Origin of the sequence: Flavobacterium sp. (assembly GCF_024305175.1) — a bacterium.
In the GTDB taxonomy this organism is placed as follows: Bacteria; Bacteroidota; Bacteroidia; order Flavobacteriales; family Flavobacteriaceae; genus Flavobacterium.
Window position 1 is genome coordinate 71,342 of record NZ_JAMWYY010000007.1, and the last position, 13,207, is coordinate 84,548.

Annotated in this window: 16 protein-coding genes; 10 read left to right on the forward strand and 6 right to left on the reverse strand. The window is 39.5% G+C overall.

What is annotated here, in order from left to right:
* Positions 1–33 precede the first annotated feature (33 nt).
* Complete coding sequence (locus Q0K96_RS03180; RefSeq protein ID WP_297332562.1) at positions 34–735, reverse strand: SDR family oxidoreductase; 702 nt, start codon at positions 733–735, stop codon at positions 34–36.
* The gene (locus tag Q0K96_RS03185; protein ID WP_297332563.1) at positions 732–1,421 is read right to left on the reverse strand and encodes a hypothetical protein; all 690 of its coding nucleotides are present in this window, start codon (positions 1,419–1,421) and stop codon (positions 732–734) included. Before Q0K96_RS03185 ends, Q0K96_RS03180 begins: the two co-directional genes overlap by 4 nt.
* Before the next feature lie 183 nt (positions 1,422–1,604).
* Between Q0K96_RS03185 and Q0K96_RS03190 the strand changes: the two genes are divergently transcribed.
* The gene (locus Q0K96_RS03190; protein WP_297332564.1) at positions 1,605–2,162 is read left to right on the forward strand and encodes an AraC family transcriptional regulator; all 558 of its coding nucleotides are present in this window, start codon (positions 1,605–1,607) and stop codon (positions 2,160–2,162) included.
* Positions 2,163–2,175: 13 nt separating this feature from the next.
* Entirely contained in the window at positions 2,176–2,622 is a 447-nt protein-coding gene (locus tag Q0K96_RS03195) for a response regulator (RefSeq protein WP_297332565.1), read from the forward strand.
* A 3-nt stretch (positions 2,623–2,625) separates the two neighbouring features.
* Here Q0K96_RS03195 and Q0K96_RS03200 read toward each other — a convergent pair whose 3' ends face one another.
* Positions 2,626–2,874 carry a hypothetical protein gene (locus Q0K96_RS03200; protein ID WP_297332566.1) on the reverse strand — a complete coding sequence of 83 codons (249 nt, stop codon included), beginning with the start codon at positions 2,872–2,874 and terminating at the stop codon, positions 2,626–2,628.
* A 210-nt stretch (positions 2,875–3,084) separates the two neighbouring features.
* Between Q0K96_RS03200 and Q0K96_RS03205 the strand changes: the two genes are divergently transcribed.
* The 5 genes from Q0K96_RS03205 to Q0K96_RS03225 are packed head-to-tail and all read left to right on the forward strand — an operon-like array spanning position 3,085 to position 7,569.
* The gene (locus Q0K96_RS03205) at positions 3,085–3,522 is read left to right on the forward strand and encodes a response regulator (RefSeq protein ID WP_297332567.1); all 438 of its coding nucleotides are present in this window, start codon (positions 3,085–3,087) and stop codon (positions 3,520–3,522) included.
* 9 nt (positions 3,523–3,531) lie between these two features.
* Positions 3,532–4,119 carry a biliverdin-producing heme oxygenase gene (locus Q0K96_RS03210; protein ID WP_297332568.1) on the forward strand — a complete coding sequence of 196 codons (588 nt, stop codon included), beginning with the start codon at positions 3,532–3,534 and terminating at the stop codon, positions 4,117–4,119.
* A 37-nt stretch (positions 4,120–4,156) separates the two neighbouring features.
* Complete coding sequence (locus tag Q0K96_RS03215; protein WP_297332569.1) at positions 4,157–6,430, forward strand: ATP-binding protein; 2,274 nt, start codon at positions 4,157–4,159, stop codon at positions 6,428–6,430.
* On the forward strand, positions 6,430–6,975 hold the full coding sequence (locus Q0K96_RS03220; RefSeq protein ID WP_297332570.1) for a Crp/Fnr family transcriptional regulator: 546 nt from the start codon (positions 6,430–6,432) through the stop codon (positions 6,973–6,975). Before Q0K96_RS03215 ends, Q0K96_RS03220 begins: the two co-directional genes overlap by 1 nt.
* A 57-nt stretch (positions 6,976–7,032) precedes the next feature.
* Positions 7,033–7,569, forward strand: a complete 537-nt coding sequence (locus Q0K96_RS03225; protein WP_297332571.1) for a DinB family protein — start codon at positions 7,033–7,035, stop codon at positions 7,567–7,569.
* A 39-nt stretch (positions 7,570–7,608) separates the two neighbouring features.
* On the opposite strand, the gene Q0K96_RS03230 is transcribed toward Q0K96_RS03225, so the two are convergent.
* A complete protein-coding gene (locus Q0K96_RS03230) occupies positions 7,609–7,770 on the reverse strand; it encodes a hypothetical protein (protein WP_297332572.1) in 162 nt (53 codons plus the stop codon).
* Positions 7,771–8,001: 231 nt separating this feature from the next.
* On the opposite strand from Q0K96_RS03230, the gene fumC reads away from it, so the two are divergent.
* Entirely contained in the window at positions 8,002–9,402 is a 1,401-nt protein-coding gene (gene fumC / locus Q0K96_RS03235; RefSeq protein ID WP_297332573.1) for a class II fumarate hydratase, read from the forward strand.
* A 73-nt stretch (positions 9,403–9,475) separates the two neighbouring features.
* Positions 9,476–9,973 carry a GNAT family N-acetyltransferase gene (locus Q0K96_RS03240; protein WP_297332574.1) on the forward strand — a complete coding sequence of 166 codons (498 nt, stop codon included), beginning with the start codon at positions 9,476–9,478 and terminating at the stop codon, positions 9,971–9,973.
* Here Q0K96_RS03240 and Q0K96_RS03245 read toward each other — a convergent pair.
* Complete coding sequence (locus tag Q0K96_RS03245) at positions 9,970–10,668, reverse strand: DUF1003 domain-containing protein (protein ID WP_297332575.1); 699 nt, start codon at positions 10,666–10,668, stop codon at positions 9,970–9,972. The genes Q0K96_RS03240 and Q0K96_RS03245 overlap by 4 nt on opposite strands.
* The gene (corA, locus tag Q0K96_RS03250) at positions 10,669–11,751 is read right to left on the reverse strand and encodes a magnesium/cobalt transporter CorA (RefSeq protein ID WP_297332576.1); all 1,083 of its coding nucleotides are present in this window, start codon (positions 11,749–11,751) and stop codon (positions 10,669–10,671) included.
* A 71-nt stretch (positions 11,752–11,822) separates the two neighbouring features.
* Here corA and hutI point away from each other — a divergent pair, with 71 nt between their 5' ends.
* Positions 11,823–13,058 (forward strand): imidazolonepropionase, encoded by a 1,236-nt coding sequence (gene hutI, locus Q0K96_RS03255; RefSeq protein ID WP_297332577.1) that lies wholly within the window; start codon positions 11,823–11,825, stop codon positions 13,056–13,058.
* Positions 13,059–13,207: the final 149 nt, after the last annotated feature.

Consider the following 13,207-nt stretch of genomic DNA (forward strand, 5'->3'; position numbering starts at 1 on the left):
TAAAAAGGCTGCCTTATTTGGCAGCCTTTTTATTTACCATGGGTTAGTAGCCCATACAGAAGCATCGAGTATAAAACCGGTATCGCGCATGGTGAGCATTGAGGCAATTGTGTGCGCTATATCTTCGGGTTTTAGTTTTTTATCTTCATTCTTAATTTCAAAACCTGATTTTGTCATAAAATCGGTTATAACCTCGCTAGGGTTAACCTGCATAACACGGATGTTATACGGCCTTAATTCAGCCCGCCAGCAGTCGGTTAGCCCTGTTACGGCAAACTTGCTTGCCACATATGCAGAACCGTTGGCAAAACCTTTTAATGCAGCTGTAGAGCCTATGTTAATAATATTGCCGTATTGCTGAGCTTTAAATTGTTCGGCAGCCAGTTTGCCTGCCATAAAATAGCCTTTAACGTTAACCTCCCACACTTTACTGAAATCATCCAGTGAAGTATCGGTTAATGCAGAGAACTGCCCTATACCTGCATTATTGATAAGTACATTTATACTGCCCATTTTAGCTATGGCAAAATCAAAAAGCGCTTTAACTTCAGCTTCGCTGGTAACATTTGCTTTTATGCCATATGCACCTGTTTCTTTTACAGCGCGTTCTACTTTTGCATTATCGGTTCCGCAAATAACCACGTCGGCACCTTTACTTTTAAGCAGTCTTGCTGTTTCTAAACCAATTCCGCCTGTTGCTCCTGTTACTATTACTTTGGCATCTTCTAAATTCATGATATTATAGTCTTTTGTTGTTGTGTATTTTTATTGATAAGGTAAATGTACTGAAACATGCAGAAAGCGGCAACAGCGCCAAATACATGCCATAAAAAATGGGTGCCGGCGCTAAACCACCCCCAGCCATCGGCAACCCTGAAGGTAAGCGCGAGTACAAATGCAATAAGCGCAAAGCCAACCCATTTGCCGTTAGCAAATTTAGATTTGATAAGGTATGCTGTTACGGGCAGCAGCACAATGCCTGCCATAAAGGCGTAGTTAATGTTTATAAATAGCTGCAGGTTGTCTTGCTGCATTAGCCTATTGCGGGCAAAAAACTGGAAAGCCACATATAAGGCAACCAGTAGCAGTGCATAATACCACCGGGTAATTTTTGCCAGAAAATAAACCCCTGCCGAAAGGCAAAGCAGCATTATAGGCAGCCAGTCCATCATTATAAAAAAGTTCCATTGCCGCAATCCGTGATAAATAGTTCCGCCTATCCCTCCAATGTATAATAATATCACTGCCACAGATAAAAAAGTATGCTGCCGCCCCCTGCCCCACAGCCTGAATGTCCAGTACAGGGCAATGAGCAGAAACAGGCAGGAGGTTATGGCATTTAGCGGCTCAGGGAAAAAATTATCGAGGTTTGTTTCGGTATATAACATTCCTCCGTCGGGAGGCATTTGGCTAGTCTGCATATTATTTTTCCTCTAAAATAAATTATTTTCTTACAATACCGTAAATTTTAACTAATAGTAAACCAGTATCTTTTGTTACTATATTATTGTCGCTCCACATTGTGGCAATTTTTCTGTAAGAAGAATTTAGACAGATGTTAAGAAAAATTGTTATTTTTACTTCCGAGAAAAGAGACGAAAGGGATGGAACTTTACATTAAATATAATATAGACGTAATGTGTAAAGTTCTTTTGCAGCAGCAGCTTGATAAGTTTAATATTAACTGCGTGGTAACAGAACCGGGGTATGTAAAATTCAGGGAAAACATCCCGATGGATACATACAAAAAATTCATTGCATCTTTAAGCGAATTTGGTATAGAGATAGTAGATAACCAAAAAAGTATATTGGTACAAAAAATCAAGAACGTTATCATAGAAATGGTGTATGCCGATAAGGGGCTTCAGTCTATGAAAATATCTACTTATCTTTCTGAAAAGCTGAACGAAAGCTACAGGACGCTGTCTCAGGTATTTTCGGAGGTAACATTTATTTCTATAGAAAATTTTATAATACTCCATAAAATAGAGCGTGTTAAGCAATTGCTGCTTACAGAGAATTTATCGTTAACCGAGATTTCGTTCATGATGAATTACAGCAGCGTAGCCTACCTGTCTCAGCAGTTTAAGAACATAACAGGTGTTACCCCTACTGCTTTCCAGAAAATAATGAAACAAAAAAGATATTCAGAAGCTACATAATTAATAGATTTCAATGCGCCCCAGCCCATTACATATTTTGCTCGCTGACGACGACGAAGATGACAGGTTGTTTTTCAAAGAAGCGTTTGATGAGGTAAAAGTTAAGCACGACATTACACCTTTTGTTAATGGTGTTAAATTAATGGATTACCTTAATAACCACGACAATCCGTTACCTGATATGATTTTCCTTGACCTGAATATGCCTTTAAAATCGGGCATGGAATGCCTGCGTGAAATCCGCAAAGACCAACGCCTTAAAAATCTGTCAGTAGCCATATATTCTACATCATCATCAGATCAGGACATAGAGGAAACGTTTGTTGCAGGCGCTAATGTTTATATTAAAAAACCAAATGATTTCGGCGACCTTAAAAAAGTACTTAGCCATGTAGTGCATATCAACTGGCAGTATATACTGGATGGACTTAACAAAGACAGTTTTATTCTGAGTATATAACTTTTATATACCCCTTCGAAGAGAGGCACCACGGCCCAATAATTTAATTTTTTTAAGAAAAGAAAAATTTTCGGGCATTGCTATAATTATACCTATAAGGCTGTTGCACAGCAGCAGGACAAGAAGTGAGAGGTAAATAAGATCATTCGTGTTATTAACTACAACAAAAATATCCTGCAGCAAAAAATATGCAGATGCCATAAATCCTGCTACAGAAACTACGAACAAACCTATTTTTAATTTCCAATCCATTTTAAGACATTTAGGCAGATAAAAAAGCAAAATTATAAATCCTCATTTTACATTTCTTATAGGATTTTACAGGATTGGTTATGATTTGACTGATTTTTATTAAGAATTGTTTAACCCTTTATTCATCATAAATATATCTTAATTTCGGTTTTCAGCAGGTTGCTTATTATTTTTTTTGGTACATTTGTTATTAATGCCAAATTAAATGATATGAACAACAAGTTCACCATATTTTACACAGATGACGACCAGGACGATTTGGAGTTCTTTAAAGAAATTGTAGATATTATAGATGATAATATTGAAGTTATAACCCAAACAAACGGCCAGCAGTTAATGCATGCGCTGGATAATCCGCCGCCAAATCCTTACTTAATATATTTAGACCTGAACATGCCGGGGCTCAATGGCCTTGAAGTTTTAAAACGTGTAAGGTCTTCATCTTCGCATAATAAGCTTCCGGTTATTATATTTTCCACTTCCCGTGATGAAAATACAATAGAGCGAACCCGCGAACTGGGTGCAAGCTACTATCTTCCTAAAACAGGAATATTCGACCATCTTAAAAGGTCAATAGAACACACCCTTAAAATGGACTGGTCAGGTTTTATACCCAGTAAAAATAATTTTGTTTACAATTACAGCTGATAAGTAATTATGGATGATGCTATAATAACCGTAACCTTTTTACAAAGGCTACGAAATACTACTGCCAAATCTCATGAGGCGCTTGAAAGCCTGCCTATTTCAAAAAAAATAACTGACCCTGAGGTAACACTGCCCGAATATAAAGCATACCTGCAATTAATGTATGGTGTGGTATATGACACAGAAGCATTAGTTTTACATGTACTGGAAACCATTATGCCCGATATAGAGTCAAGGCGCAAAACAACAGCCATTGCAAAAGATCTTGCTGCTATAGGGGCGGTATTACCACAAACAGGCAGCCCTTTACAGAAAGCTGAATATACAGGTGATACAGCATTTGCATTGGGAGTTATGTATGTAGTAGAAGGGTCTTCGCTTGGCGGGAGGGTAATTTATAAAAACATAGAAACTTCGCTTGGGCTTAACGAAAGTAACGGAGCGTCTTATTTTGCAGGTTATGGTGGTACCACCGGAAGCAAATGGAAAAGTTTTATAGACGTACTTACAGGCTATGCTGATGAACACGAATGCGAAGACGAAATAATTGCAGGCGCCAATTTTGCTTTTGATGCCATTAAAGAACATTTAAGTTAATTCCCTATTCCCCCAACATTCTATCTTTTTGCTTTTTATGAAGATTAAGGATATTGTAAACCGAGACATAGTAAACCTTACTAATTGCGAGCAGGAACCAATACACATACCGGGCAGTATTCAGCCACACGGTTTTCTTGTAGCATTCAGTCAAAATAATTTTGCGATAGATTATTGCAGTGCCAACAGCAGCGAATTTATCGGTTTAAGCCATAATGATATACTGGGTAAAACTTTTACCGAAATTTTTGGTGAAAATGCCACCCAAAAATTAATAAAGTACATAGAAGATGATTTAATGCTTTCTTCTACACTGCTAAGGCTGGAACTTAAAGGCAAACATTATTTATGCACACTTCATAAAAGCGATACTGTTTTAATACTGGAGGCTGAACCTGAAGATGAAGACCCGCAAAATGTAAGTGAAGTATATGACCAGACATCTCAGTTCCTTAGTTATATGCACGACACGCATACGCTTAAGCAACTGTGCGATCTTGTGGCAAAGGGAACCCGAAAAATTACCGGCTATGACAGGGTAATGATTTACCGCTTTGATAAAGATTATAACGGAGAAGTATATGCCGAAAGCTCTCGCGATGACCTTGAGCCATTTTTAGGGCTTCATTATCCGCATACCGATATACCCGCACAGGCAAGAGAACTGTATATAAAAAACCTTTTAAGATTAATTACTGACATCAACTATACACCTGTACCCATTTATACTATAGATGACGGCACAGAAAATAAAAATTTAGATCTTAGCCTTTCGGTGCTTCGCAGTACATCTCCCATACATGTGCAATACCTGCATAACATGGGTGTCTGCGCTACGCTAACCATATCGCTCATTTACAAAAAACGTTTGTGGGGGCTAATAGCATGCCACCACTATTCTCCAAAAAACTTAAGCCCGGCAATACGCCTTGCAGCACAGTTGCAGGGGCATTTTATAACGTCTCAGATAGACCTTAGGCAATCTAACGAAGAGTATGAGGTAGCACGTAAGGCTTCTGCATCGCTTGAAAGAGCTAATAATTTTTCACTAAATAACCAGAATGATTTTTATAAGCTGGTACAAAATGAAAATCTGTTAAAGCTTTGCAACGCTGCAGGTGTTGCCATTGTATTTAATGGTGCCGTTTACAAAAGCGGTGTTGTGCCAACAGAAGATGAAGTGCAACACCTTGCCAACTTTTTTGCCGCCTATACCAGTAACAGCAGCTTTAGTACAAATAAGCTGATTGATACACTGCCGGACTATGAAAGCGTTTGTGTAAAAACTTCGGGGCTCATATACCACTCACTTAATATGGATAACAACAACTGTATTATGTGGTTCAGGCCCGAAACCAAAACAGAGGTAAACTGGGGAGGAGACCCTTCTAAATCTATAATAAAAGACGAAAAAGGCCTGTCTCCGAGAAGATCTTTTGAGCTTTGGAAAGAAATAGTGGACTGTACTGCCAAACCGTGGCTGGAACCCGAACTGGAAACAGCTCAGGCATATGCCTACAGCCTTCAGAAACAGATTAACCTGCTTGTAATAACACAGGAAGAAGAAAAGTACAGAAAACTGAGCGAGCTATTAAGGGAAACCAATTCAGAACTTGAAAACATCAACTGGATAAGTACGCACGACCTGCAGGAACCACTGCGCAAAATACAGCTTATCTCTTCGCGCCTGCTTAGTAAGGAAGATAAGATACCTGACAGTGTACAGGATTCTATACTACGCATGAATGCATCGGCAAGCAGGATGCAGACATTACTTATAGATATATTAAAATATACCAGGCTTAAACATACCGACGATTCTTTTGAAAATATTAACCTGAATGAGCTTTTAGATGAGGTTAAGGCAGACTTACCTGAGACACTTGGGGATGTACCGCCTGCAGAAATAATTGCAGGTAACCTGCCCATCATACACGGTATCCCTTTCCTTCTGAAACAGCTTTTCTCTAACCTGATAGCAAATTCTATAAAATATGCCTCGCCGGACAGGCAACCAATAGTAAAAATTACTGCCGGAGATAACCCTGTGCGCTACAGACAGGATGAAAGTAATTTATATCAGGTAATATATGTGCAGGATAATGGTATCGGCTTCGAGCAGCAGTTCGCTGATTCTATATTCAATATCTTCACACGGCTGCATTCCGCTTCAGAATATAAAGGATCCGGTGTGGGACTGGCACTCTGCAAAAAAATCATGCAAAACCATAAAGGGTATATAGCCGCTTCTGGTAAACCGGGAGAAGGCGCTACAATAAGTATTTATTTCCCGGTTAACGATTCCCTGTAATGGACGTTACCACGCTGCTTTTAAAACACATTGAAGGCTATGGAAAAAGCTTGTGGCAAGATACAGAGCTTGTTTTAAAGCGCGGCGACTTTTTAGCTGAACAGGGAAAAATAAACACAAATGTTTACTTTGTTACACAAGGTGCCCTGCACCTGTTTCATGAAACCGAAGCCGGAAGCAATACCATCCGCTTTGCTTATAATGATTCGCTTTTTGCCCTGCTGGATAGCCTTATTACAGGCACACCTACCGCATATACCGTGCAAGCTATCCGGAAAACAAAGCTAAGGATAATGAATGGTGATGATTTCATGGAATTTGTAAACAGCAGTACAGAAACCTTAAAACTCTGGAACGCTATCCTGTCTTACACCATTATTGCACAGCTTGAAAGGGAAACAGACCTGTTGCACCCTTCACCCAAAGAAAGATATGAGAAAGTATTAAAACGTTCTCCAAAACTGTTTAAAGAAATTCCGCATAAATATATAGCTTCTTACTTACGGATGGCACCCGAAACACTTTCGCGCCTTCAAAAATCTTGACGTGAGTCAATATCTGTTACGACTGATTGCATGAACTTTGCCATCAAATCATCAATCATGAAAACAGACAGTTATTTACTCTTAAACGAACTGCGGGAAATTACAAAACTAAACCTGCAAAGCGTTACAGGATTTAAATCTTTAAGCAACGAACAGCTTAACTACAAGCCTTTTTCACAAAGCTGGAGCATACTGCAATGCCTTGAGCACCTCAACTATTACGCAGCGTTTTATCACCCTTATTTAAAAAAGAGTATTCTTACATCAACTGCTGAAGCAGAAACTTTTAAGAGCGGATTTTGGGGTAACTATCTCGTAAAAATGCTTATACCGGGAAGTAATTCCAAAAAAATGAAAACCTTTAAAAGTATGGATCCCTCCCGTTCAGTTTTATCTGGAGATGTCTTAGAACGTTTTATAGAAAGTCAGAAAGAAATGCTGGATTTAATTGAGAAGGCCTTCGAAATAAACCTGAATAAAGGAGGCATCCCTGTAACCTTTACTAAACTAATTAGGCTAAAAACCGGCGACACATTGCGGTTTATGGTTTACCATAACCAAAGGCATATTACCCAGGCATTACGGTTAGCCTAAAAAACATGGAAATAAAAAAAGCTGCAAATGCAGCTTTTTTTATGCCTGTTGATTATTTTTATTTCGCTTTTCTTTTATTAGCTCTAAGGTTGCTCCTCCAACCCAGTAGAATACAAAACTTACAAGGAACATCATCAGCCAGAAGCCTATAGTAAGTATAGTTAAGAAAGCTAAAAATCCTAAGTATTGATCAAATTCCATTTTTCCGAGTTTTAAACTTCGCCAAAGATAAGCGTAAAAATTTTTATTACCAATAAATATGCAGTAAAAACCTTAAATTAATTAACAAAATCATTTTTTAAACGGGTGCATTATCCTTAATTTTGACAGGCTTTAAAAAACTGCCTGTTCATGTGCAGTACTTTAACCGTAAAACATACAAACAAATACAACAAATAAACATTCTTTTACAACAAATAAACATTCTTTACAATGGAATACAGGATTGAAAAAGACACCATGGGTGAAGTGAAAGTCCCTGCTGATAAGTACTGGGGCGCACAAACCGAACGTTCACGCAATAACTTTAAAATTGGCGCTCCTGCCTCTATGCCGAAAGAAATTATAGAAGGGTTTGCCTACTTAAAAAAAGCTGCCGCTTATGCCAACCACGACCTGGGTGCACTATCGGCTGAAAAGCGCGATGCCATAGCACAAGTATGTGATGAGATCCTGCAAGGCAAGCTTGATGACCAGTTTCCGCTTGTTATATGGCAAACCGGTTCTGGCACACAAAGCAACATGAATGTAAACGAGGTTGTTGCGAACAGGGCACAGGTGCTTGCGGGCCATAAAATTGGCGAAGGCGAGCCTGTACTTAAAGCAAACGATGATGTAAATAAATCGCAATCGTCTAACGATACCTACCCTACCGGTATGCACATTGCTGCTTATAAGGCTGTGGTAGAAACTACAATACCCGGTGTAGAAAAACTTCGCGATACGCTTAAAGCAAAGAGCGAGCAGTTTATGGATGTGGTAAAAATTGGCCGTACCCATCTTATGGATGCCACTCCCCTAACCCTTGGGCAGGAGTTCTCCGGTTATGTGGCACAGCTTAACCACGGGCTTAAAGCGCTTAAAAATACATTAGAGCACCTTAGCGAGCTTGCACTTGGCGGTACTGCCGTTGGTACAGGGCTTAACACTCCTGAAGGATATGATGTAAAAGTTGCTGAGTACATTGCTAAGTTTACAGGACTGCCTTTTGTTACAGCAGAAAACAAATTTGAAGCGCTTGCTGCACACGATGCTATTGTAGAGAGCCACGGCGCGCTGAAGCAACTTGCTGTTTCGCTGAATAAAATTGCTAACGACATCCGTATGATGGCATCAGGACCACGCTCTGGTATCGGTGAAATACTGATTCCTGAAAATGAACCTGGCTCATCTATCATGCCGGGTAAAGTTAACCCAACACAGTGTGAGGCCATGACAATGGTTTGCGCCCAGGTTATGGGTAATGATGTTGCCATAACCATAGGCGGCACACAGGGGCATTATGAACTTAATGTATTCAAGCCTGTAATGGCAGCTAATTTCCTTCAGTCGGCAAGGCTTATAGGCGATGCATGTGTATCATTTGATGAACACTGCGCACAGGGAATAGAGCCAAACCACGGCAGGATTAAAGAGCTTGTAGATAACTCTTTAATGCTTGTAACAGCACTTAATACCAAAATAGGTTACTATAAAGCCGCAGAAATAGCACAAACAGCACACAAAAACGGCACAACACTTAAAGAGGAAGCTGTACGTTTGGGCTATGTATCGCCTGAAGATTTTGATGCATGGGTTAAACCTGAAGACATGGTTGGTTCATTAAAGAGATAATCATTGTCATTACTATATATAAGGCTGCCAATTGGCAGCCTTATTTTTTTATTTTTGTTGCTTAATTACTTATATGGAAGCTACTATTCGCACTGCCACAGAAGCAGACCTGCCCGCCATACTACGAATAATGAATCATGCGATACTGCACACAACTGCCGTATATGATTATGATATAAAAGATGAGGCTTTTATAAACAACTGGTTTGCAGATAAAAGGCAAAACAATTACCCTGTAATTGTGGCAACAGCAAAGGGCGAAATTGCCGGTTATGGCAGCTATGCACAGTTTAAAGCAAAAGAAGGTTACAAATTTTGTGTAGAACACTCTGTGTATGTTACAGAAGAATGGCAGGGAAAAGGTATTGGCAGACTATTGCTTACCGCATTAATAGATAATGCAAAAGCAAACGGAATGCACAGCATGGTAGGGCTTATTGATGCTGATAATACCATAAGCATTGCCCTCCACAAAAAACTTGGTTTTACAGAGGCCGGGCTTCTACAACAGGCGGGCTTTAAGTTTAACCGTTGGCTTAATGTACAGTTTATGCAACTCTTGCTGGACTAAATTTTCTTTTCGAGCCTTGCCAAAATATCATTCATCATGTCTATCTGCACACGCTGAATTTCTATTAGTGCCTGTTCCTGGTGCAGTATTAAATGGTCTATTTTTTCATGCAGCATACGCACCTCTAATTCTGATTTCAGGTTAACAAGGTAATCGTTCTTAGCTCTTTCCCTGTCCTTTTCTTCCTGCCGGTTCTGGCTCATCATAATAACAGGTGCTTGCAGGGCTGCAATGCATGAGAGTATCAGGTTAAGCAATATAAACGGGTAAGGATCAAAACCTTTATTGGCAAGGAAAGCTACATTTACCGCTATCCAGAGCAGCAGAAAGCACATAAACGAGATTATAAACGTCCAGCTACCGCCAAAGGTTGCAACCCTGTCGGCTATGCGTTGCCCAAAAGTTAGCTGCTGCATCTCATCTTCCAGCTTGTCGGTAAGCAGTGTTTTATTTTTAAGTGCCTCCAGCACTCTGTTCTCCATAACCGAAAGGTCGCCCATTTCCTTCACAAGAAAGTTGGCAATATATTGCTCCCGGTAATGGTTAAGCTCACTCATGGCAAGACTGCAGCTTTCGTCAAATCCCGGGTTTTCCTGTTTAATAACATCAAGTATAGGCGTGCGAACCAATTTGCCGCTTATGCGCTCACGCTCAGGAAACTCTTTGCCGGATATATCACTAACAAATGTTTTCATTTAAAACCAGTCTTTAACTTTAAAGTATATTACCATCACAATAGTTATCAATGCCATTGCACCCAACATAAAAAAATATCCGTTTTCTGTACGCAGTTCGGGCATATTCTCGAAATTCATCCCATAAACACCAACAATAAAAGTAATGGGCATAAAAATAACCGAGAAAATGGTAAGCGTTTTCATTATCTGGTTCATCCGCTGGCTTTGTGCCGAGTAATGGTAATTAGAAACACTTTCCAGCGAATTAAGGTCATAATCTACCTGGTCTAAAAGCTCAAGGCTTTTTTGATACAGCCTTGCAAAATAAGAACGGCTGGTTTTGTGTATGCCTTCATACTGGTCGTCGTCCTGTATATTTTTTAAATTATACAAAGCATCTTTAAGCGGTAAAATACTCCTTTTAAGGTAGCTAAGGTTTTCCCTAAGTTTTTCCACTTTGGCTATTATATCGGCTTTATAGTTTTTTTTTGCCTCGGCTGCAAGCTCTTCTATATTGCCTTCAAACTTTTCTATGGTAATAAAAAAGTTTTCCATAATGGCATCAAGCATCAGGTACAGCAGGTAATCATTTGTGCGTTTCCGTATTACACCTGCACCGGTCCGGATGCGCTCGCGGATATGTGTAAAATAATCACTTTTCTTTTCCTGAAATGAAATAAGAAGCTCATCTTTAAGCAAAAAACTTATCTGTTCTGTTTTTACACTTCCCTCCTCTTCTTCCGGCAAGACCGACTTCACACTAAAAAACAACACATCGTCAAGATCTTCAACGCGGGTGCGGCGTGATGTATTTAATATGTCATCAATTATATAGGTTTGTACATTAAGGCTTTCGCCAATATTTCGTATAAGCTCTACATTATGAAGCCCATGCACATTAAACCATTTAACCTCTTCTGCACCTGTGTTGGAGACGCACCTGCGCACGGCCTGTTCATGTCCTACATTTTTCAGTTCTTCATATTTGTTTTCATTATAAACAAAAAGCTGCATTTCTACAGGCACCGTTTTATGTGTTCCTGTATATTCGAAATTATTGGGCTGTAACTTGCGTACCTTCTTATATTTTATTTTTTTCACTTTGCATTTATTTCCCTAAATATAGGAGTTTTTTAAAATCAATTCTATTTTTACAAAAAGTTTACAACCGGATGAAAATACTAATTAAGAATATTAAAGAATTACTGCAAATACGCGAACCGGAAGTACATAAAGTATCGGGGGCCGAAATGGCAAACCTACCCAAAATAGAAAATGCATGGCTGTTGATAGAAGAGAATGTAATTGCCGATTTCGGCAAAATGGACACCATGCCGCAGATAAATGCAGATACTGTTATAGATGCAACAGGAAAAACAGTATTACCCGCATGGTGCGACAGCCATACCCATATAGTGTATGCCGGGAATCGCGAGCAGGAGTTTGCAGACCGTATTAACGGGCTTTCGTATGAAGAGATAGCGGCACGTGGCGGCGGCATATTAAACTCTGCTAAAAAGCTGAATGAAACGAGCGAGGATGAGGTTTATGAACAATCGCGGGTACGTTTAGAAGAAGTGATGCAACTTGGCTCCGGTGCAGTAGAGATAAAGTCAGGTTACGGGCTAAGTGTTGAGGGTGAAATTAAAATGCTGCGGGTTATTAAACGCCTGCGTGAAAATTATCCGGTAGCCATAAAAGCTACTTTTTTAGGTGCCCATGCTTTTCCGTCTGAATTTAAAGAAAACCACAGCGGGTATATTGACATGATTATAAATGAAATGCTGCCAAAAATTGCAGAAGAAAAACTCGCCGAGTATATTGATGCCTTTTGTGAAACAGGCTATTTTTCTGTGGAAGAGACAGAGCGTATAATGGAAGCAGGCAAAAAATATGGATTACAGGCAAAAATTCACGTTAACCAGTTTACTGCTATAAATGGCATAGAAGCCTGTGTAAAGCATAAAGCTTTGAGCGTTGACCATTTGGAGATTGTAACGGATGAAGATATTGAAGCCCTGAAAGGTACACATACTATGCCTGTTGCATTGCCTACCTGCTCATTCTTTATAAGCATACCCTATACCCCTGCACGTAAAATGATAGCGGCAGGATTGCCCCTTGCGCTTGCTACTGACTTTAACCCGGGCACAACACCGTCGGGTAATATGAATTTAGTTGTGGCTACAGCATGTATTAAAATGAAAATGACCCCTGAAGAGGCCATAAACGCTGCAACCCTAAACGGGGCCTACGCAATGGGGCTTTCGGCAACGCATGGCAGCATTACCAAAGGCAAACGTGCTAACCTTATTATAACAAAGCCTTTATCATCTTACTACCAGTTGCCATATGCATTTGGCAGTAACCTGATTGACAGTGTAATGATAGAGGGAAATTTGATATAAAGATGTATAATTAAAAAACACCCGCATTAAATGCGGGTGTTTTCTGCAATAGTTTCGGGGGTCAACCTAAAATAATAAATGAAACGAAGTATAAAACCACTATTGTAAAGGTAAAACACCTAATAGTTAATTATTTATATTATTATTCA